Origin of the sequence: Pseudoroseicyclus aestuarii, from assembly GCF_003217255.1 — a bacterium.
Lineage (GTDB): Bacteria > Pseudomonadota > Alphaproteobacteria > Rhodobacterales > Rhodobacteraceae > Pseudoroseicyclus > Pseudoroseicyclus aestuarii.
Window position 1 is genome coordinate 110,251 of the sequence record NZ_QJTE01000003.1, and the last position, 21,295, is coordinate 131,545.

General features: G+C 69.6%; 17 protein-coding genes. 6 read left to right on the plus strand and 11 right to left on the minus strand.

Translation table 11 applies throughout. The annotated features are described in order from the left end of the window. Positions 1 to 139 precede the first annotated feature (139 nt). From DFP88_RS09805 to DFP88_RS09830, 6 genes are read right to left on the minus strand one after another with little or no spacing between them, the layout of a single operon-like run. The gene (locus DFP88_RS09805) at positions 140 to 1,081 is read right to left on the minus strand and encodes a 2-hydroxyacid dehydrogenase (protein WP_110814315.1); all 942 of its coding nucleotides are present in this window, start codon (positions 1,079 to 1,081) and stop codon (positions 140 to 142) included. Position 1,082: 1 nt separating this feature from the next. Further along, positions 1,083 to 2,228 (minus strand): rod shape-determining protein RodA, encoded by a 1,146-nt coding sequence (gene rodA, locus DFP88_RS09810; RefSeq protein ID WP_110814316.1) that lies wholly within the window; start codon positions 2,226 to 2,228, stop codon positions 1,083 to 1,085. A gap of 6 nt (positions 2,229 to 2,234) precedes the next feature. Then, the gene (gene mrdA / locus DFP88_RS09815; RefSeq protein WP_110814317.1) at positions 2,235 to 4,190 is read right to left on the minus strand and encodes a penicillin-binding protein 2; all 1,956 of its coding nucleotides are present in this window, start codon (positions 4,188 to 4,190) and stop codon (positions 2,235 to 2,237) included. After that, positions 4,187 to 4,720: a rod shape-determining protein MreD gene (locus tag DFP88_RS09820; protein ID WP_110814318.1), complete on the minus strand. Its 534-nt coding sequence runs from the start codon at positions 4,718 to 4,720 to the stop codon at positions 4,187 to 4,189. Before DFP88_RS09820 ends, mrdA begins: the two co-directional genes overlap by 4 nt. After that, positions 4,713 to 5,663, minus strand: a complete 951-nt coding sequence (gene mreC / locus DFP88_RS09825; RefSeq protein ID WP_110814319.1) for a rod shape-determining protein MreC — start codon at positions 5,661 to 5,663, stop codon at positions 4,713 to 4,715. Before mreC ends, DFP88_RS09820 begins: the two co-directional genes overlap by 8 nt. 24 nt (positions 5,664 to 5,687) lie before the next feature. Then, on the minus strand, positions 5,688 to 6,725 hold the full coding sequence (locus tag DFP88_RS09830; protein WP_110814320.1) for a rod shape-determining protein: 1,038 nt from the start codon (positions 6,723 to 6,725) through the stop codon (positions 5,688 to 5,690). 249 nt (positions 6,726 to 6,974) lie between these two features. Here DFP88_RS09830 and DFP88_RS09835 point away from each other — a divergent pair, with 249 nt between their 5' ends. Beyond that, the gene (locus DFP88_RS09835; RefSeq protein ID WP_110814321.1) at positions 6,975 to 8,012 is read left to right on the plus strand and encodes an NADP-dependent oxidoreductase; all 1,038 of its coding nucleotides are present in this window, start codon (positions 6,975 to 6,977) and stop codon (positions 8,010 to 8,012) included. 136 nt (positions 8,013 to 8,148) lie between these two features. Next, positions 8,149 to 9,633 (plus strand): family 16 glycosylhydrolase, encoded by a 1,485-nt coding sequence (locus DFP88_RS17460; RefSeq protein WP_110814322.1) that lies wholly within the window; start codon positions 8,149 to 8,151, stop codon positions 9,631 to 9,633. A 58-nt stretch (positions 9,634 to 9,691) separates the two neighbouring features. Here the strand turns inward: DFP88_RS17460 and DFP88_RS09845 are convergent, their stop codons facing one another. Next, the gene (locus DFP88_RS09845; RefSeq protein WP_110814323.1) at positions 9,692 to 11,305 is read right to left on the minus strand and encodes a 2-isopropylmalate synthase; all 1,614 of its coding nucleotides are present in this window, start codon (positions 11,303 to 11,305) and stop codon (positions 9,692 to 9,694) included. A 411-nt stretch (positions 11,306 to 11,716) separates the two neighbouring features. Between DFP88_RS09845 and DFP88_RS09850 the strand changes: the two genes are divergently transcribed. The 4 genes from DFP88_RS09850 (at position 11,717) to DFP88_RS09865 (ending at position 17,520) form a co-directional block, all read left to right on the plus strand. After that, positions 11,717 to 14,566 carry a bifunctional diguanylate cyclase/phosphodiesterase gene (locus tag DFP88_RS09850; RefSeq protein WP_110814324.1) on the plus strand — a complete coding sequence of 950 codons (2,850 nt, stop codon included), beginning with the start codon at positions 11,717 to 11,719 and terminating at the stop codon, positions 14,564 to 14,566. 61 nt (positions 14,567 to 14,627) lie between these two features. Continuing rightward, entirely contained in the window at positions 14,628 to 15,338 is a 711-nt protein-coding gene (locus DFP88_RS09855; protein ID WP_220032315.1) for an SDR family oxidoreductase, read from the plus strand. Then, positions 15,335 to 15,994, plus strand: coding sequence for an SDR family NAD(P)-dependent oxidoreductase (locus DFP88_RS09860; protein WP_110814325.1), 660 nt, complete (start codon positions 15,335 to 15,337; stop codon positions 15,992 to 15,994). The genes DFP88_RS09855 and DFP88_RS09860 overlap by 4 nt, the downstream gene beginning before the upstream one ends. Continuing rightward, positions 15,988 to 17,520, plus strand: a complete 1,533-nt coding sequence (locus tag DFP88_RS09865) for a cryptochrome/photolyase family protein (protein WP_110814326.1) — start codon at positions 15,988 to 15,990, stop codon at positions 17,518 to 17,520. The genes DFP88_RS09860 and DFP88_RS09865 overlap by 7 nt, the downstream gene beginning before the upstream one ends. A 9-nt stretch (positions 17,521 to 17,529) precedes the next feature. Here the strand turns inward: DFP88_RS09865 and DFP88_RS09870 are convergent, their stop codons facing one another. The 4 genes from DFP88_RS09870 to yihA all read right to left on the minus strand — a co-directional run bounded on the left by DFP88_RS09870 (position 17,530) and on the right by yihA (position 21,221). Beyond that, entirely contained in the window at positions 17,530 to 19,026 is a 1,497-nt protein-coding gene (locus DFP88_RS09870; RefSeq protein ID WP_110814783.1) for an MORN repeat-containing protein, read from the minus strand. 150 nt (positions 19,027 to 19,176) lie between these two features. Further along, positions 19,177 to 19,668, minus strand: a complete 492-nt coding sequence (locus tag DFP88_RS09875; protein ID WP_110814327.1) for a SixA phosphatase family protein — start codon at positions 19,666 to 19,668, stop codon at positions 19,177 to 19,179. Then, positions 19,668 to 20,546 (minus strand): acetylglutamate kinase, encoded by an 879-nt coding sequence (argB, locus tag DFP88_RS09880; protein ID WP_110814328.1) that lies wholly within the window; start codon positions 20,544 to 20,546, stop codon positions 19,668 to 19,670. The genes DFP88_RS09875 and argB overlap by 1 nt, the downstream gene beginning before the upstream one ends. A gap of 21 nt (positions 20,547 to 20,567) precedes the next feature. After that, on the minus strand, positions 20,568 to 21,221 hold the full coding sequence (yihA, locus tag DFP88_RS09885) for a ribosome biogenesis GTP-binding protein YihA/YsxC (protein WP_110814329.1): 654 nt from the start codon (positions 21,219 to 21,221) through the stop codon (positions 20,568 to 20,570). Between the last annotated feature and the right edge of the window lie 74 nt (positions 21,222 to 21,295).

The following is a 21,295-nucleotide window of genomic DNA, read 5'->3' on the forward strand; positions in this document are numbered from 1 at the left end:
GGGGGCGCCCCCTCCCGTCGTCAGGGCCGCATCGCGGCCCCTCCTCCCGTCGGGCCGGGCGCCGCGCACGCGAAGGCGCGCGCGGCGCGGGACGGCGGAGACCGCTGAACAGGGGCCCGGCAGGGTGCCGGCTGCGGCGTCAGTAACCGCGGGCGCGGTCCACGAGGTGCAGCAGTGGCTCTCCGGCCTCGGCGCGGCGGATGTTCTCGGCGATGACGCGGGCGGCGGTGCCGGGCCGCGTGGCCGAGGCGATATGCGGCGTCACCGTGACCTTGGGATGCGCCCAGAAGGAATGGTCCGGCGGCAGCGGCTCCTGCCGGAAGACGTCGAGCGTGGCGTGGCCCAGGGCCCCGTCGAGCGCGCCGAGCAGCGCGGCATCGTCGATCAGCGCGCCACGGCCGGGGTTGATCAGCGCCGCGCCGGGAGCGAGGCGGGCGAGGCGGCCGGCGTCGATCAGCCCCTCGGTCTGCGGCGTCAGCGGCAGCAGCAGGACAGCGATCTCTGCGCCATCCAGCGCCTGTTCCAGCGCGTCCGGGCCTGACAGGCAGCGGATGCCCTTCAGCGCCTTGGGCCGCGCGCTCCACCCCGTGACCTCGAAGCCGAGCGCGGCCAGAGCCGCGGCGCAGGCGCCGCCCAGCGCGCCGAGGCCGAGCACGGTCACTTTCCGGTCGGAGGCCAGCTTCGGCGGCGCCGGATCCCAGCGCCGCGCGGCGTTCGTGATATGCGCATCCATCCCGAGGTGGTGGCGCAGCACGTGGCCTGCGACGTATTCGACCATGCCGCGCTCAAGCCCCGGATCGACCATGCGGGTCAGGGGCTGGGTCAACGTCGGGTTCGGAGCGATCTTCTCGACCCCCGCCCAGAGGCTGAGGACGGCGCGGGCGCGGGTATAGGGGGTGAAGTCGGTGATCGTGCCGGCATCGGCGAGGACGATGTAATCGACCGTCCCGGGCGCGGCCTCGGGCAGAAGATCGGCCTCGACCCCGGCCTCGGCCAGCGCGGGGGGCAGGGCCTCTGCGTAGGTGGCGCGATCATCGGGACCAGCCGCCAGAAGGATGCGGGGCCGCGTTACCTGGGCCATATCACCTGGGCCTATGCACATGCGCGCTCTGCATCACCCCGAAGGCGAGCAGCAGCACCACCATGGCCGAGCCGCCGTAGCTGACCAGCGGCAGCGGCACGCCGACGACCGGCGCCAGCCCCATGACCATCGACATGTTCACCGCGAAGAACAGGAAGAAGGTCGTGGCGATCCCCAGCGTGACGAGCGAGGCGAAGCGGTCGCGGTTCTGCAGCGCTGAGGCGACGCAGAAGAAGATCACTAGCGCGTAGAGCGTCAGCAGGGTGATCGCGCCGACGAAGCCGAACTCCTCGGCCAGGGTCGTGAAGATGAAGTCGGTGTGCTTCTCGGGGAGGAAGTTCAGCCGGCTCTGCGTGCCCTGCATGAAGCCGCGCCCGGTCAGCCCGCCGGAGCCGAGGGCGATCTTGGCCTGTGTGATGTGGTAGCCGGTGTTCATCGGATCGCTGGCCGGGTCGAGGAAGGTGTCGATCCGGCGGTACTGGTAGTCCTTCAGCAGCTGCCAGGGCGTGCCGCGGCTGGCGAAGACGGCATAGACCGTTCCGACGCCCGCCGCGATGGCAGTGGCGAAGTAGGCCCAGTGGACCCCGGCGAAGAACATGATCGCGGTGCCGCCGATCACCAGCAGCAGCGCGGTGCCGAGGTCGGGCTGGGCCAGCGTCAGAAGCGTCGGCGCGGCGATGAAGGCCAGCGGCAGCGCCACCCAGACCGGATGCGAGACGCGGCGCAGCGGCAGCCAGTCGTAATAGGCGGCCAGAAACATCACGAGGCCGATCTTCATCAGCTCGGAGGGTTGCAGCCGCATGAACCCCAGGTCGATCCAGCGCTGGGCCCCCATCCCGACGGAGCCGAAAAGCTCTACCGCGACGAGCAGCAGAAGCGAGACGATGTAGCCGAGCGCCGCCATGTTGCGCCAGAACCAGATCGGCACCATCGCGATCACCACCATCGCCACCATGCCGACGGCGAAGCGTTCGATCTGCGCGTCCATCCAGGGCTCGGCCGAGCCGCCGGCGACGGAATAGAGCATCAGGAAGCCGAAGCAGGCGATCGCCGTCAGCAGCAGGATCACCGCCCAGTTCAGGTAGAGGATCTTCTTCAGGCCCTGCGGCACCCGCCGGACGTTCTGCTCGAGATAGCTGACGGCCATGGCGCCTCAGGCCCTGTCGCTGCGCTGCGCGGCGGCGCGGGCGGTCTGCCCGGCGATGCGGCTCTGCAGCTCGGCAATGCGGCCGCGCTGGTTCGAGGGATAGGCCTCGAGCGGGGGCGGCCCGTCGTAGAGCGCCTGCAGCGTCACGTCGCGGGCGATCGGCGCGGCGACGGAGCTGCCGCCGCCGCCATGCTCGACCACGCAGGCCACGGCGAAGCGCGGCTTGTCGTAGGGCGCGAAGTTCACCCAGAGCGCGTGATCGCGCCGCTCCCAGGGCAGGTCCTCGTTCGAGGTGACGCCGCGGGCGCGCTCCTCGGGGGTGATGCGGCGGACCTGGCTGGTTCCGGACTTGCCCGCGAGGATCGCCTCGTCCAGCAGCGTGCGGCTGCCGTAGCCGGTGCCATGCGGGTTGTTGCTGACGTCGTGCATGCCGGCGCGGACGCGGCGCAGGAAGTTCTCGTTCAGGCCGAGGCTCTCGCCGGCGCCCGAGGGCTCGGGGATGCCGTTCACGGATTGCACCAGACGCGGCCGGATGTCGCGCCCGGTGGCGACGCGGGCGCACATCACGGCCAGCTGCAGCGGCGTGGCCAGAACGTAGCCCTGGCCGATGCTGGCGTTGACGGTATCGCCGATGCGCCAGTCCTCGTCGTAGCGCTCGCGCTTCCAGGCGCGGTCGGGGGCGATGCCGACGCTTTCGGCGGACATCGGGACATCGTGGCGGATGCCGACGCCCAGCTTGCGCGCCATCGCGGCGATCCGGTCGATGCCGACGCGCTGGCCGATCTCGTAATAGTAGCAGTCGCAGCTTTCCTGCAGGCTGCGGTGCATGTCGACGTTGCCGTGGCCCCAGCTTTTCCAGCAGTGGAAGCGGGTGCCGCCGACCTCGGTGTAGCCGGGGCAATAGACCGTCTCGTCGGGCGAGACGACGCCGGCCTCGAGCGCGGCCAGCGCCACCACCATCTTGAAGGTCGAGCCAGGCGGATAGGCGCCCTGCACCGTCTTGGCCGAAAGCGGGCGGTAGATATTCTCGTTCAGCCCGGTCCAGTCGGCGACGGAGATGCCACGCACGAAGAGGTTGGGATCGAAGGTCGGCGCGCTGGCGACGGCGCGCAGATCGCCGCTTTCGAGGTCGATGACGACCACCGCGGCGCTTTCCCCTTCGAGGCGGGCCTCGGTGTAGCGCTGCAGGCGCGTGTCGATGGTCAGCTGCAGGTCGGCGCCGGGCACGCCCTCTTCGCGGCCCAGCTCGCGCATGACGCGGCCCGCGGCATTGACCTCGAGCTGCTTGGTCCCGGCCTCGCCGCGCAGCATCTCCTCGAACTTGGCCTCGACGCCGGTCTTGCCGATCTGGAAGCGCGGGATTTCGAGCAGCGGGTCGGGATCGGGGATGTTGCGCAGGTCGTAGTCGCTGACCGGGCCGACGTAGCCGACGACATGCGCCGAATCGGCGCCCTGCGGGTAAAGCCGCGACAGCCCGACCTCGGCCGAGATTCCGGGCAGGGCAGGGGCGTTGACGGTGACGCGGGCGACGTCGTCCCAGGCCACGCGCTCGACGATGGTGACGGGCACGAAGGCGGCGCCGCGCATCTTCTGCCGCTCGCATTCCTCGCGGGTGCGGGCGATATCCTCTTCGGGGATCTCCACCAGATCGGTCAGGCGGCGCAGCGTGTCGTCGATGTCGCCGGCTTCCTCGGGGACGATGTTGATGCGGTAGACCTGCTCGTTCACCGCCAGCGGCACGCCCGCGCGGTCGTAGATCAGCCCGCGCGAGGGGGCGATCAGCCGCAGGTTGACGCGGTTCTCCTCGGCGAGGTTGCGGTAGAGGTCGGCATGTTCGACCTGCATCGACCGCATGCGCCAGCCCAGCACGCCGACCATCCCGAACTGCGCCGCACCCATGATCAGCGCCCGCCGCGAGATGCGGGAGCTGACCTGCGGTTGGTCCTTGATGGGACGCTTCATGTGCGCACTCCTGCCGCTTCGCCCCAGGGGCGCCGGGTGATGCCGAAGACGAGGTGGGCGATGCCGGCGACCAGCGGATAGGCGAGGATGGTCGCTGCCGCTTGTATCAGGTCCAGCCCGAGGGGCGCTACCGGAAGAACGGCCAGTCCGGCGATTACCCGCGCAGCCAGTGTCACCGCCAGCACGCAGGCCGAGACGGCGGCCCATTCCGCCAGCAGCGGCGCGTTGCGCAGCACGGCGCTGCGGCGGCGCAGCACCTCGGTCGCCATGACGACGAGGCCCGCCTCGAGACCCGGCGGCCGGTCGAAGAGCAGGTCGCACAGCAGGAAGACCCCGGCGATCATCAGGACCGGCACCAGCCGCGGCTGGCGGACGGTCCAGGCCAGCGTGACGGCCAGCAGCAGGTCGGGGCCGGTCCAGGCCCGCGGCACGGTCTCCAGCGGCAGCAGGCGCAGGAAGACCAGTGTCAGGGCAAGTGCCAGCCAGATCGCCCGGCCCAGCCAGAGGCGGGGGGCGGGCACCTCAGCCACCCTCGGCCCCTGCCTGGGCCGATCCCTCGGGGCGGGAGGGCGGCGCCGCCGGCAGGAAGGGCCCGAAGAGCTCGGGCTCCGGCTCCGGCGGGACCACAAGGTCGCCGGGATCGGCGATGCCCTCGGTCTCGTGGCTGCGCAGCACGCGCAGGAACTCTAGCCGCTCGTAATCGGCGGCGAGGCGCAGCCGCATCCGCCGGTCCGAGCCGAGCGTGACCTGCCCGACCAGAAGGTCTGGCGGGAACAGCGCCCCGTCGCCCGAGGTGACGACGCGGTCGCCGGGCCGCACCTCGTCGGGGTTCTCGAGAAAGTCGATGAGCGGGTAGATCGTGTTATCGCCCGCCAGGATCGCCCGCTGCCCCGAGGGCTGGATCGTCACCGGCACCCGGCTGGAGCTGTCGGTGAGCATCAGCACCCGCGCAGTCGTCCGCCCGACGCCCGAGATCCGCCCCACGAGGCCGATGCCGTCCATCGCCGCCCAGCCGTTGACGATGCCGTCGCGCCGGCCCACGTTCAGCAGCACCGACTGCCGGAAGGGCGATCCGCTATCGGCCATGACCACGCCGGTGACATAGGTCAGCTGCGGATCGAGGCGGACGTTGTTCAGATCCAGCAGCTTGGCGTTCTCCTGCTCAAGCTGCAGCGCCGCCTCGCGCCAGGCGCGCATCTGCTGCAGCTCGCGGCGCAGCTGCTGGTTCTGCTCGTGCAGGGCGCTGTAGCTTTGAAAATCGGCGATCATGTTCGCCGCGCCGGTGACCGGCGCCGAGAGGAACTCCAGCCGTGGCACCACCTGATCGACGACGCTGGCGCGCAGCCGCTCCACCCGCGGCGAATCGATCCGCCACAGCAGGAACAGGCCGAAGAGCACGATCAGGAGCACCCCGACCAGAAGCCTCCGGACCGGGCGGACATAGTCTTCGCTGCTGCTGCCGCTTCGTGCCAGGGGCCGGGTCCCTCTGATGAAAGATCAGCTTTCGTAGTCGATGACGTGCTGCAGCTGCTTTTCGTATTCGAGCGCCTTGCCGGTGCCGAGCGCGACGCAGCTGAGCGATTCGTCCGCCACCGAGACGGCGAGGCCGGTCTGCTCGCGCAGCGCCAGATCGAGCTGGCCCAGAAGCGCGCCGCCGCCCGTCAGCATCACGCCGCGGTCGACGATGTCGGCGGCGAGATCCGGCGGCGTCGCCTCGAGCGCGGTCATCACCGCCTCGCAGATCGCCTGCACCGGCTCTGCCAGCGCCTCGGCGACCTGGGCCTGGCTGATCTCGGTTTCCTTCGGCACGCCGTTCAGAAGGTCGCGGCCGCGGATGTTGATCGACATGCCGCGCCCGTCGTCGGGCATGCGGGCGGTGCCGATGGTCGTCTTGATCCGCTCGGCCGTGGCCTCGCCGACCAGCAGGTTGTGCTGGCGCCGCAGGTAGCTGACGATCGCCTCGTCCATGCGGTCGCCGCCGACGCGGACGGAGCGGGCGTAGACGATATCCCCGAGGCTCAGCACCGCGACCTCGGTCGTGCCGCCGCCGATGTCCACCACCATGGAGCCGGTGGGATCGGTGATCGGCATGCCGGCCCCGATGGCGGCGGCGATGGGTTCGGCGATCAGCCCGGCGCGGCGGGCGCCGGCAGACAGGACCGACTGCCGGATCGCGCGCTTCTCCACCGGGGTCGCGCCATGCGGGACGCAGACGATGATCTTCGGCTTGGAGAAGGTCGTCCGCTTGTGAACCTTGCGGATGAAGTACTTGATCATCTCTTCGGCGACGTCGAAATCGGCGATCACGCCTTCGCGCATCGGGCGGATCGCCTCGATGCTGCCGGGGGTGCGGCCCAGCATCAGCTTGGCATCCTCGCCCACGGCGAGCACCTTCTTCTGGCCGTCCTTGACGTGGTAGGCCACGACCGAGGGCTCGCTCAGGACGATGCCGCGTCCCTTGACGTAGACCAGGGTGTTCGCGGTGCCGAGGTCGATCGCCATGTCCGACGAAAACAGGCTGCCAAGTCCGAACATCTACTAGTCCCGTTCATCCAAGTGCTATTGGCCGCGTCTCCCCCTCTATGGGGGCGCGACATCGCGCGTTATAGGCAGCGCACCACCTGCGCGAAAGGGCGAAAGCGGGACCCTGTCGGCATGTTCTCGCCAGAGGGACGAAGCCCGCGCCGCCGCGTCACCGTTTCACGGGACTGGCAGGGCAGGCCCCGGCTGCCCAGATCGGGGCATCCAGCGGGCACCGCCCGTGCCAGAGCGAAGGATCATCCGATGCCGCAATCCCCAGAGACAAACCGCCGCTTCGTCCTCAACCAGCGTCCGAAGGGCGAGCCCGACGAGAACACCCTGCGCCTCGAGACCGAAAAGGCGCCCGAAACAGGCAAGGGCGAGATGCTGCTGCGCACCGTCTACCTCTCGCTCGATCCCTACATGCGGGGGCGGATGAGCGATGCGAAATCCTATGCCGCCCCTGTCGAGATCGGGCAGGTCATGGTCGGCGGCACCGTCAGCCGCGTCGTCACCTCGGACGTCGAGGGCTTCGCCCCCGGCGACTGGGTGCTCGGCTTTACCGGTTGGCAGGATTACGCGGTCTCCGACGGGACCATGATGCGCAACCTCGGCGCCGCGCCGACCAAGCCCAGCTGGGCGCTGGGCGTGCTGGGCATGCCCGGCTTCACCGCCTGGTCGGGGCTGGGCGAGATCGGCAACCCGCAGCCGGGCGAGACGGTCGTGGTGGCCGGCGCGACCGGCCCCGTGGGCGGCACCGTCGGCCAGATCGCGAAGATTCGCGGCGCCCGCGCCGTCGGCATCGCCGGCGGGCCGGAGAAGTGCCGCCACGCGGTCGAGGTGCTCGGCTTCGACGCCTGCGTGGATTACAAGGCGGGCGACTTCGAGGCGCAGCTCGAGAAGGCGACGCCGGATGGCATCGACGTCTACTTCGAGAATGTCGGCGGCAAGGTCCTCGACGCCGTGGCGCCGCGGCTGAACACCGCCGCGCGGGTGCCGGTCTGCGGGCTGATCTCGCAGTACAACGCGACCGCGCTGCCCGATGGGCCGGACCGCATGGGTTGGCTGATGGGGCTGATCCTGCGCCAGCGCCTGACCATGCGCGGTTTCATCGTCTTCGACGACTTCGGCCACCTCTACGGCGATTTCGCGCGCGAGATGACGGGCTGGGTCGAAGAGGGCCGCATCGCCTACCGCGAGGAGGTGATCGAGGGGCTCGAGCAGGCGCCCGAAGCCTTCGTCGGCCTGCTGAAGGGTGAAGCCTTTGGTAAGCGCGTGATCCAGGTCGGCCCCGAGGAGTAATCGATGTCCGGGGGCGGGGCGTCCGGCGCCCCGCCCCGTCAAGACCCTGTTAAGGACCCCGGTCCAATCCTCTGCGGGCTGACGCAGCCAACCTCTATACCCGCCGCCATGTGAGGCGCGGATAGAGGATGGCACGATGCCCAAACCCCTGAAGGACATAGACTCGACGAAAGAGGGTCGCGGCGGCAAGGGGGCCGACAAGAAGACCAAGACCGATGCAGCCGCGACGGCGGAGCCGGATGAGGCGCAGGTGTCGCTCGAGACAGCGGAAACGGGCGGCTCTATCAACCGCCTAACGATTGAGGGGCAGGACTACGTCCTGACTTTCAACGACGAGTTCAACGGCAGCACCGTATCCTTCTGGGCTGGGCACGGGCGGGGCGGGATCTGGTCGACCTCCTTCTCTCCGCACCTCGACGACCTGCGCTATATCGAGGCGAACGGAGAGCTTCAGTATTATGTCGACCCCGACATGGATGCCTTTCCCGATGCCTTCTCGCTCGGCGGCGGCAGCCTGACCCTGACGGCGAGCGCGCTGGACGCCGAGCAGCAGCAGCTGGCGGAAGGCCAGCCCTACAGCTCGGGCATGATCGCGACCGAGATGAGCTTTGCCACAACCTCGGGCTATTTCGAGATGGGGGCAGACGTACCGGCGCAGACCGGCCTGTGGAGCGCCTTCTGGCTGCTGCCGGAGGACGGCGACTGGTCCGCCGAGATCGACGTCTTCGAGGTGCTGGGCGAAAGCGCCGATACCCTGCACACCAACCTCTGGGCCGAGGGCAGCCCGGATGCGCAATACGTCACCCAAACCGGCGCCGGGGAGGGGTTCCACACCTACGGGCTGTATTGGGACGAGACGGTGATCCGCTGGTACTACGACGGCGCGTTGATCCGCGAGAGCGAGAATACCGTGGACGAGGCGATGTACCTCGTCTGCAATCTCGCCGTCGGCGGCTGGGCCGCAGACCCGGATGCGACCACCGACCTGACCGACGGGCTGAGCATCGATTACGTCCGCGTCTACGAACTGGAGTCCTCGACCTCGCGGAACGAGGCCATCGAGGGCGGGCAGTTCAAGTCGACGAAGGAAAAGGGCGGCTCCGACGAGGCAGAGGTGACCTACGGCTCGCGCTGGGGCGACATCATCGACGCACAGGCCGGCGACGATACCGTCTACGGCAAGGACGGCGACGACGTGATCTCGGGCGGCGCCGGGGCCGACAAGCTGTTCGGCCAGACTGGGTCCGACAGCCTTTCGGGCGGTGCGGGCACCGATCATCTGGTCGGCGGCGCCGGCGCGGATCGGCTGGCGGGCGGGGCGGGCACCGACCACCTCTGGGGCGGGTCCTATGGCGCGGATGGCGCGGCGGATGTCTTCGTCTTCGGCGCAGGCTCGGGCAAGGACTACGTCCACGACTACGAGGCCGGTCTGGACCGGCTCGACTTCGGCAACCTCTCCGGCCAGGTCGACCTCATCATGGCAAATAGCAGCGACCAGGGCTGGGCGGTGAAGATCGACCTCGCCGCCGCCGGGGGCGAGGCGGGCGATGTCATCTACCTCAAGGACGTCGCACTCGAGGATCTGACGGCTGCGGATTTCGGCGCGGGACTCTTCGTCTGACGCAGAAGGGGCCGCGACAGGCGCGGCCCCTTCTCTCACGGCGGGACGGGTTGGGCGATCAGCCGGCGTCCTTGTAGCTGACGCCTTTGGTATCCTCGCCCGGCTTGGTCTTCTCGCGCCGCATCAGCAGCCGGTTGAGCGCGTTCACATAGGCGCGGGTGCTGGCCAGAACGGTGTCGGTATCGGCGGCCTGGCCGGTGGCGATGCGCCCGTCCTCTTCCAGCCGCACGGTCACCGTGGCCTGCGCGTCGGTGCCCTCGGTGATCGCGCTGACCTGGTAGAGGGCCAGCCGCGCACCATGCGGCATCGCCTGCTTCACCGCGTTGAAGGCGGCATCGACCGGCCCGTCGCCGGTGGTGGTCACATCGTGCTCGGTGCCGTCGAAAACCAGCTTCGCCGAGGCCTCGGCCGGGCCGCCGGTGCCGCAGGTCACGCGCAGATCGGTCAGCCGCAGCCGGTCCTCGACATCCTCGCCCTGCTGCACCAGCGCCAGCAGATCCTCGTCGTAGACCTCCTTCTTGCGGTCGGCGAGCGCCTTGAACCGCACGAAGAGATCGGCCAGCTGGTTGTCGGCCAGTTCGAACCCCAGCTCCTTGAGCTTGGCGCGCAGGGCGGCGCGGCCCGAATGTTTGCCCATGACCAGCGAGGTCGCGGTCAGGCCGACATCCTCGGGGCGCATGATCTCGAAGGTCTCGGCGTTCTTCAGCATGCCGTCCTGGTGGATGCCGCTTTCATGCGCGAAGGCGTTCTTGCCGACGATCGCCTTGTTGAACTGCACCGGAAAGCCCGAGACGGTCGCCACGCGGCGCGAGATTCCCATGATCTTGCGGCTGTCGACGCCGGTGGTCCAGGGCATGATGTCCGAGCGCACCTTGAGCGCCATGACGATCTCTTCCAGCGCGGTATTGCCCGCGCGTTCGCCCAGCCCGTTGATCGTGCATTCGACCTGCCGCGCGCCGCCCGCAACGGCGGCCAGGCTGTTGGCAGTCGCCAGGCCCAAATCGTTGTGGCAGTGGGTGGCGAAGACCACGTCCTCGGCGCCGGGCACGACCTCGATCAGGCGGCGGATCAGCTCGGCGCTTTCGACCGGGGCGGTGTAGCCCACGGTGTCGGGCACGTTGATCGTCGTGGCGCCGGCCTTGATCGCGATCTCGACCACGCGGCAGAGGTAGTCCCATTCCGTCCGGGTCGCATCCATCGGCGACCACTGCACGTTGTCGCAGAGGTTGCGCGCGTGCGTCACCGTCTCGTGGATACGCTCGGCCATCTGGTCCTGGTCGAGGTTCGGGATCGCCCGGTGCAGCGGCGAGGTGCCGATGAAGGTGTGGATGCGCGGGGAGCGGGCGTGCTTCACCGCCTCCCAGCAGCGGTCGATGTCCTTGAGGTTCGCGCGCGCCAGCCCGCAGATCGTCGCGCTGCGGCTGCGGCGCGCGATCTCGGAAACGGCGTTGAAGTCACCCTCGGAGGCGATGGGAAACCCGGCCTCGATGATGTCGACGCCCATGTCGTCCAGCATCTCGGCGATCTCGAGCTTTTCAGCATGGCTCATGGTGGCGCCGGGTGATTGTTCGCCGTCGCGCAGGGTGGTGTCGAAGATCAGGACGCGGTCGCCCTTGGCGGCGGTCTCGGGGTCGGCGGCAGGGCGCGCCTCGGCTGTCGGGATATCGGTCATGTGGTCTTTCCTTGATGTGCGATGTGGCGCGCTGTCCCCCTCTGAGCGGTCGCGCCGACAGGCACGCTCAGAGGCGGGTAAGGAGAAGACCGAGAAGGCGCAGCGGCAGGGCCGGGGTGGCCTGGGATATGATCGGCATGCGCGTCATGAGGCCGGACTATAGCCTCCGCCTGCACGATGAAAAGGGGCGATTTGCCCGAGGCGCCGGTGAAATACGGCAAAGTGCCCGAGGCGGTCGCGCTGCCGCCGCGCCTACGGCGCCCCCGCGGATTAATCTTGTCTTAACCCCGCGCCATCAGCCTTCGGTCAGCCGCGACGGGGCCAGCGTCGGGGCAGGCGCGGTCGGCGAACCCTTTCTCCGGAGGCGCGATGGGCGGCCTGTCATGACCTTCGAAGAGGCGAGAAAGCGGTATGGCAAAGGACAATATCCAGCAGAAGGGCGACCTCTCCTGCTGCGATACCGAGGCATTGGAGTGGATCGGCGCGGTCCAGCATTTCGCCTGCCTGATCGCGCTCGATGCGGGGTGGAAGGTCAGGCAGGTCTCGTCCAACACGCGGGACATCATCGGGGTGCCGCCCGAACAGCTTCTGGACCGGCCGCTGGACCAGCATGTCGATGGCGCGACGATGCAGCTCCTGCGCGAGAGCATCGAGGGGCTGGATCCCTCGATCCAGATCGCGCGGTTGTTCGGCCTGCACCCCTTCGGCGGCGGGCGCGCCTTCGACATGGCGCTGCATCGCCAGACCGACCGCATCCTGATCGAGATCGAGCCTGCGCTCGAGGCGCCCAACAAATCCATGGCGGACCTGATCCAGCCGCATGTGGAACAGGTCCGCGGCGACCGGACCCTGACCGAAATCGCTGAAGCGGCCGCGGACGCCGTCCGCAAGATGACGGGCTTCGACCGGGTGCTGGTCTACCGCTTCGCCGAGGATGCCAGCGGAGAGGTCATCGCCGAGTCGCGGGACGGCGCGCTGCCGAGCTTTCTGGGGCACCGGTTTCCGGCGCAGGACATCCCAGCGCAGGCCCGCGCCCTCTATGCGCGGAACCTGCTGCGAATCATCCCCGACGTGGATGCGAGGATCGCGCCGCTGCGGCCCGAGGGGGCGCCGCCGATCGACCTCTCTGCCGCCGTCTCGCGCGCGGTCTCGCCCGTCCATCTGGAGTACCTGAGCAACATGCAGGTCAAGGCGAGCATGTCGATCTCGATCCTCGATGGCGACAAGCTCTGGGGGTTGATCGCCTGTCACCACCGGACGCCCCACCACGTCGATTTCCGCCGCCGCTCGGCGGCCGAACTCTTCGCGCAATACGTCGGCGCGGCGATCAGCCTCCACAAGGAGCGGCAGAACCGTGAACAGTTGAGCCGGGCGCAGGAGCAGTACGAGCGTCTCGTCGCGCTGATCGAGGAGGCCCACGATTACCAGACCGCGCTGGAGCCGCTGGCGGGGGCAATCGATTCGGTCATCAAGATCGACGGTGTCGCGCTTTTCGACGGCACCACCTACCAGCTGTTCGGCGTCACCCCGACGGCGGGGGAATGCACCACCCTCGCGCTCGAGCTGAAGGCGCGGGGCGAGCCGCTGATCGCGCAATCCGCAGCCCTCGCGAAGGATTTCCCGGGGCTGGTCGATCCGGGCCGGGCCGTCGGCGGCGTCCTGGCGCTGGCCATGCGGGGCGACCCGCCGGGCTACAACATGCTCTTCCGCTCGGAGGTGAGCGTGACGGAGCTCTGGGCCGGCGCCCCGGAGGAAAAGGCCGAGGCGGAGGGGCGCATCAGCCCCCGCAAGAGCTTCGCGACCTGGCGGCATACCGTGCGCGGCCGCAGCCATACCTGGACGCCCGAGGATCTGCGCGCCGCCGAGGTGCTGCGCGTGGCGCTCGTGGAATTCGCACGGGCACAGGCCGAGACGGCCCTGCGCCGCAGCGAGGAGCGGTATCGCACGCTTGCCCTCTTCGATCCGCTGACCGGCCTGCCGAACCGGACGCTGGTGCGCGACCGCTTTGCCTCTGCCGCGGCGCAGACCGATCGCAGCGGGGATCGCATGGGGGTGATCCTCGCCGATGTGGACCGCTTCAAGCAGATCAACGACGCGCTGGGTCATCCGGCCGGCGATGCCCTGCTGCAGGAGCTGGCGCGCCGGGTGCAGGGGGTCCTGCGGCGCGACGATACCTTCGCCCGGCTCAGTGGCGACGAATTCGTCGCCATCCTGCCGCATGCGGGCGATGTCGCGCGCCTCAAGGCGGTGACGCGGCGGCTGAAGCGGGCGGTGCAGCAGCCCTTCGTGCTGGACGGAACCGAGATCAGGCCCTCGATGAGCATGGGGGTCGCCGTCTACCCCGCCGACGGGCGCGCCTTCAACGAGCTGCTGAACCGGGCCGACATCGCGCTGTACCGTGCCAAGCGCGCCGAACGCGGCAGCTTCGCCTTCTTCGAGCCCGAGATGGAGGCCGAGGCGCAGGCCCTGCGCCGCAGCGAGGAGGAGCTGCGCCTTGCCCTGCAGCGCGGAGAGCTGGAGCTGGTCTACCAGCCGCAGCTCGACCTCGGCGGGGGCGGCGTGACCACGGTCGAGGCGCTGGTGCGCTGGCGCCACCCCGAGCGCGGCGTCCTGCTGCCCGGCGCCTTCGTGCCCATGGCCGAGGCGACGGGCCTGATCCACGATCTTGGCGCCTGGGTGATGACGCAGGCCTGCCGCCAGCTTGCCCGGTGGCGGGACGCGGGGCTGCCGCTGCGCGTCGGGCTGAACATCTCGACCATCGAGGCCCGGCGCGACGGCATCCTGCAGACGCTCGACCGTGCCTTCGCCGCCGACGGGATCACCGGCGAGATGGTCGAGCTCGAGATCACCGAGAGCCTGCTGATCGACCATCGTCACGACGCCACCCGCAGCCTGCTGGAGGGGCTGCGGGACCGGGGAATCACGCTGGCCATCGACGATTTCGGCACCGGATACAGCGCCCTCAGCTACCTCAAGGATTTGCCCTGCGGGAAGCTGAAGATCGATCGCAGCTTCATCGCCACCATGGACCGCCCCGATGGCCGCGTGCTGGTCGAAGCGATCGTCGGGCTGGGGCGCAAGCTGGGCAAGGCGGTGGTCGCCGAGGGGGTCGAGACTGCCCGGCAGCTCGAGGCGCTGCGCCAGTCGGGCTGCACGGCGGCCCAGGGCTACCTGATCGCCCGTCCGATGCCGCCCTCGGATGTGCCGCGCTGCATCGCCCGGCTTCAGGCCGGGCAGGACCTGCGCGCGGCCCGCCGATGAGGCCGCGCGTGGGGCGGAGCACGCCACTGGACGCTGCGCCGGACGCACTAGATTGCCGGTCATGATGAAGAAGACGGCAATCGTGACCGGCGGCGCCGGCGGTATCGGCCAGGTGCTTTGCACCGGGCTTTTGGCGGATGGCTGGCAGGTCGCCGCCTTCGACAGGGACGAGGCGGCGCTGGCAGCGCTGCCAGAACCGGTGCAGCGCGTGGCCTGCGACGTCGGCGACGAGGCATCGGTCAAGGCTGGTATGGCCGCGCTGGGCTGGGACGGCCTCGATCTGCTGGTGAACAACGCCGGGCTGGCCGGGCCGCACCTCGGGCCGGTCGAGGATCTGTCGCTGGAGGCGTGGCGCGCGATGCTCGATTCGCACCTGACCGGCGCCTTCCTGATGACGCGCGCCTGCGTGCCGCTGCTGCGCCCGCGCGAGGGGGCCATCGTCAACATGGCCTCGACCCGCGCCATGATGTCGGAGCCCGACAGCGAGGCCTATGCCGCCGCGAAGGGCGGGCTCGTGGCGATGGGCCATGCGCTGGCGATCAGCCTGGGCCCCGAGATTCGCGTCAACACCATCGCCCCCGGCTGGATCGTCACCTCCGGCGCCGAGGAGTTGAGCCATGAGGATCACGCCCAGCATCCCGTGGGCCGCGCCGGACGACCCGAGGACGTGCTCGAGGCGGTGCGCTATCTCGCGCAGCCGGACGGCTTCGTCACCGGGCAGGTGGTGACGGTGGACGGCGGCATGACGCGAAAGATGATCTACGCGGAATGAGGGCGCTGGTCCTCGGCGCATCGGGCGGCATCGGTGCCGCGCTGACCACGGCGCTGCGGGCGAGGGGGGACAGCGTGACCGCCCTGTCGCGGCAGGACGACGGCCTGCGGATCGAGGAGGCTGGCAGCCTCGACGCCCTGCTCTCCGGGGTCGGCGAGGTCGATCTCGCCATCGTCGCCACCGGCATCCTCGCCCCCGAGGGTGCCGCGCCGGAAAAGGCGCTGGCGCAGGTCGAGGCCGAGTCCATGGCCCGCCTCTTCGCGGTCAACGCCATCGGCCCGGCGCTGGCCCTCGCGCGGATCGCGCCGCTCTTGCCGAAGGGCGCCCGCTCCGTCGTGGCGGTGCTGACGGCGCGCGTCGGCTCCATCACCGACAACGGGCTGGGCGGCTGGCACGGCTACCGCGCCTCGAAGGCCGCCGCGAACATGGTGCTGCGCGGCGCCTCGGTCGAACTGGCGCGCAGCCACCCGCAGGCGATCTGCGTGGCGCTGCATCCGGGCACCGTCGAGACGCCCTTCACCCGCGCCTATGCCGGTCGCCACCCGATGATCCCGGCAGAGGAGGCGGCGCGCGACCTTCTGGCGCTGATCGACAGGCTGACCCCCGAGCAAAGCGGCGGGTTTTTCGATCGGCACGGGGCGGCGATCCCGTGGTAGCGCCGCGGCTGATCCTCGTGCTGGGCGACCAGCTCAGCCCCGGCCTCTCGGCCCTGCGCGCGGCGGACCGGGCGCGGGACGTCGTCGTCATGGCCGAGGTGCAGGCCGAGGCGACCTACGTGCGCCACCACCCCAAGAAGATCGCCTTCCTCTTCGCGGCCATGCGCCATTTCGCCGAAGAGCTGCGGGCGCAGGGCTGGACCGTCGCCTATACCGCGCTGGACGATCCCGAGAACAGCCATGCCATCGGCACAGAGCTTCTGCGCCGCGCCGAGGCGCATGGCGCGCAGGAGGTGATTGCCACCCAGCCCGGCGAATGGCGCCTGATCGAGGCGCTGGGCGCCTTGCCGATCCCGGTCCAGCAGCTGCCCGACGACCGGTTCCTGTGCCCTGGCGGCGTGTTCGAAGCCTGGGCCGAGGGCCGCAAGGAATTGCGGATGGAGTGGTTCTACCGCGAGATGCGGCGCCGCACCGGCCTGCTGATGGAGGGCGACCAGCCCGCCGGCGGGCAGTGGAACTACGACAAGGAGAACCGCAAGCCGCCGCCCGGCGCGTTGCTGGTGCCGGGGCGGGACGATCCGGCGCCGGACGCGGTGACGGAAGAGGTCCTGACGCTGGTCGAGGCGCGCTTCGCCGATCACTTCGGCTCTGCCCGGCCCTTCGGCTTCGCCGTGACGGCAGCCGGCGCGCAGGCGCATCTGAATCGCTGGCTGCGCGAGGGGTTGCCGCTGTTCGGGGACTACCAGGATGCCATGGTCGCGGGGCAGCCGCACCTCTACCACGCGCTGATCGGCCTCTACCTTAACGCGGGCCTTCTGGACCCGCTGACGGTCTGTCGCGCGGCCGAGGCCGAGTGGCGCGTGGGCCGGGCGCCGCTGAACGCGGTCGAGGGGTTCATTCGCCAGATCATCGGCTGGCGCGAATATATCCGCGGCATCTATTTCCTGCAGGGGCCGGACTACGCGCAGCGCAACATCCTGCGGCACGAGCGCGACCTGCCGCAGCTGTACTGGGGCGGCGCCACGCAGATGGCCTGCCTGAAGACCGTCGTGCAGGAGGTGGAGGAGGGCGCCTATGCCCACCACATCCAGCGGCTGATGGTGCTGGGTAATTTCGCCCTGCTGGCCGGGGTGCAGCCCGCGCAGGTGCAGGACTGGTTCATGGGCGCCTTCGCCGATGCCTATGAATGGGTGATGAGCGCCAATGTCATCGGCATGAGCCAATGGGCCGACGGCGGCATCGTCGCCTCTAAGCCTTATGTCAGCGCCGGCGCCTATATCGACCGGATGAGCGATTACTGCGCCGGCTGCGCCTATTCCCCGAAGGTGAAGACCGGGCCGAAGGCCTGCCCCTTCAACCTGCTTTACTGGCACTTCCTCGACCGGCATCGCGAGCGGTTCGAGAAGAACCCGCGCATGGGCATGATCTACCGCGGCTGGGACAAGCGGGACGAGGACACGCGGCGCCAGATTCTGGGGGAGGCGGCGGATGTTCTCGCCCGCCTCGACGCGGGGGAGGGGGTCTGACGGCGCAGGTCAGCCGCCCGGCGTCTCCGGCGTGTCGACGGCATCGCTGACGGCTTCGGCCGGGGCGCCCTCGTCCGCGCCCTCGTCTTCGTCGACGAGTTGTCCGGACCCGAGCGTGTCGTCGCTGGTGACGAAGGCGCCGTCGCGCCAGTCGCCGGTCTCCACCTCGCCGGTGGCGTAGCGCATCGTGCCCTGACCCTCGCGCCGGCCACCCGAGAAGTTGCCCTCGTAGACATCGCCGTTGGCATAGGTCGCAACGCCCGCGCCCTCGATCTCTCCGTCCGACCATTCGCCGGTATAGGTGAACCCGTCGGGCATGGTGATGGTGCCGGTGCCGTCGCGCTGCCCCTCGGAGAAGCCGCCCTCGTAGGTCGTGCCGTCGGCATAGGTGGCGGTGCCTTGCCCCTCGCGCTGGCCCTCGGACCACTCGCCCTCGTAGACGTAGCCGTCCGAGTAGGTCATCCGGCCAAAGCCGTCGTTCTGCGCGTTGCGGAACTCTCCGACATAGGTCAGCCCGTTGGCATAGGTCGCGGTGCCCTCGCCCTCGATCACGCCGTCGGACCACTCGCCCTCGTAGGTCGAGCCATCGGAATAGGTGATCGTGCCGGTGCCATTGGCCAGCCCGTCCTCGAACTGGCCGACGTAGACGGAGCCGTCGGGATAGGTCACCTCGCCTTCGCCCTCGATCCGGCCCTCGGTCCAGTCGCCGGTGTAGACGTAGCCGTCGGTGCCGGTGAAGGTGCCGGTGCCCTCGCGCAGGTCATCCGCGAAGCCGCCCTCGTAGAGATCGCCATTGGCATAGGTCACGCGGCCCTGGCCCTCGCGGCGGCCATCGACCAGCGCGCCCTCGTAGACATCGCCGTTGGCCTGGGTCAGCCTGCCTTCGCCCTCGATCCGGCCCTCGGTCCAGTCGCCCTCGTAGGTCAGACCATCGGCCATGGTCAGCGTGCCGGTGCCCTCGCGCTCTCCGCCCGAAAGCGTCCCCTCGTAGGTGGAGCCGTCGGCATAGGTGATGCGGCCCTTGCCTTCCTTGACGCCATTGACCCAATCGCCGTCGTAGACGTAGCCGTCGGGCCCCTCCATCCGGCCGGTGCCGTGATGCATGGCGTTGCGGAATTCGCCCTCGTAGCGAGTGCCGTTGGCATAGGTGGCGGTGCCGCGGCCGGTGATCGTGCCGTCCTCCCACTCGCCCTCGTAGGTGCCGCCGTCGGCGAAGGTGATGGTGCCGATGCCCTCGGGCTTGCCGCGGGCGAATTCCCCCTCGTAGACCGAGCCGTTGGGGAAGGTCGCGGTGCCGGTGCCGCGGATCTCGCCCTCGAACCACTCGCCCTCGTAGCGGTAGCCGTTGGGCAGGGTATAGGTGCCGGTGCCGTGCTGGCGGCCGTTCAGGAACTGCCCCTCGTAGACGCCGCCGTCCTCGTACTGCTTGGTCGTGGTGATCTGCGCCGCGGCCGGCAGGACCAGCGCCGGGGCGGTCAGCGCGGCAAACCCGGCCAGCGCGGCCATGCGCAGTCCGATGCGGCGGGTCGTCGGCGCCATTGGCAAAGCCCTCTTCTGATTATGCATGCCCTCGTGCCGGTTCAAACTAGACAAGGGGCGCAGGACCCGCAACTGCGCGCGGGGCCGGTTGAATCACGCTTGCGCGGCTGGGGCGTCTCAGAGGTCGGCCGGAACGGCAAAGGCCAGGACCCGCGCGCGGCCCGGCGCCAGATCGCGCCATGCGCCGGCAAACTCGAGGACCGTCGTCGCGGCCGTGGGGTAGTCGAGGAACCGCGGATGATCCGGCGGCACCTGCGCCAGCAGGCGCGCCAACTGCCCTGTGCCGGGGTTATGCGCGCAGAGGAGGGTGCAGTCGCCCTCGGCCTGCTGCAATGCAGCCAGAAGGGTGCCGGCGGGCGCGTCGTAAAGCTGCGGCATCAGCTTCGGCGCCGCGGCGCCGGGACACTGCGACAGCGCGCCCTGCGCCGTCTCGCGCGTGCGAAGGGCATCCGAGCACAGGACCTCGTCCGGCACCAGGTCCTGCGCGGAAAGCCATGCGCCGAGGCGCGGCGCGTCCTCGCGCCCCCGCTCCGCCAGCGGGCGGTCATGATCCTGGCAGTCCTCGGGCCAGGCGGCCTTGGCGTGACGCATCAGGATCAGGCGCGGCATCAGTCCTCGCGCGGCTTTACCCGCGGCTCCGTCGCGCGGATGATCGAGCCCGCGCCATGTTCGGTGAAAAGCTCCAGCAGGGTGGCGCTGGGCAGCCGCCCGTCGAGGATGACAGCGGCGCGCACGCCCTTTTCCACGGCCTGCAGGGCGGTCTCGACCTTGGGGATCATCCCGCCCGAGATCGTGCCGTCGTCGATCATCGCGCGCACCTGCTCGGGCGTCATCTGGGTCACGACCTCGCCATCCGCGTTCTTCACGCCCGAGACATCGGTCAGCAGCAGCAGCCGGTCGGCCTGCAGCGCGGCGGCGATGGCCCCTGCGGCGGTGTCGCCGTTGACGTTGAAGGTCTCGTTCGGGTCCATGCCGGTGGCGACGGGGGCGATCACCGGGATGATGCCGGCGCTGAAGAGATCGCGCAGCACCTGCACGTTCATCTCGATCGGCCGCCCGACGAAGCCCAGCTCCGGATCGTCGGCCTCGGCGACCATCAGGTCATCGTCCTTGCCCGACAGGCCGACGGCGCGCCCGCCCTCGTCCATGATCGCCTGCACGATGCGCTTGTTGACAAGGCCGGTCAGCACCATCTCCACGACCTCGACCGTGGCCTTGTCGGTGACGCGCTTGCCGCGGACGAAGCGGCTTTCGATGCCCAGCGTGCCCAGCATCTGGTTGATCATCGGCCCGCCGCCATGGACCACGACCGGGTTCATGCCCACCTGCCGCATCAACACGATGTCGCGGGCAAATTCGGCCATGTCCTGCACGTCGCCCATGGCGTTGCCGCCGAATTTGACGACGATGATCGCGCCCGAGTAGCGCTGCATGTAGGGCAGCGCCTCGGAGAGGGTTCGCGCGGTGGTCAGCCAGTCACGTTCCATAAGCTGGGTCTTCACCTCCGGTCACTCCATCTGCGCCACGATCGCGCGCAGCACCGGCAGGCCGGCGCCCGTTTCACTGCTGGTCAGGACAAGCTCGGGGTAGGCCGCCGGATGCTTCGACAGCGCCTCGCGCGTGCGTGTCAGCACCGCCTCGAGGTCCGAGGCCTTCACCTTGTCCGTCTTCGTCAGCACAGCCTGGAACGGAACCGCCGACTTGTCGAGCAGGCCCAGAATCTCGGCATCCACCGCCTTGGGGCCGTGCCGCGCGTCGATCAGGACGAAAGCGCGGCGCAGGGTCTGCCGCCCGGCAAGGTAGGATTTCAGCAGCCGCTGCCATTTCTCCACGACCTTCACCGGCGCATTGGCGAAGCCGTAGCCGGGCAGGTCCACGAGGTAGAGCCTGCCGCCGGCGTCGAAGTAGTTGATCTCCTGCGTCCGGCCCGGCGTGTTCGACGCGCGGGCCAGCGCCTTGCGCCCGGTCAGCGCATTGATGAGCGAGGATTTCCCGACGTTCGAGCGGCCGGCAAAGCAGACCTCCAGCCGGTCGGCGGGCGGCAGGCCGTCCATCGCGACGACGCCCTTCACGAAATCCATCGGCCCGGCGAAGAGCTTGCGCCCGGCCTCGAGGCTGGCGTGATCCGGCTCTTCGGCGACGGGGAAGGGCAGGGTGCTCATGCCGCCACCATGGCGTCGCCGCCCGGCGCCGCCTTCAGCCCCGCGGTGCCGAGGGCCTTGACCGGTTGGCGCAC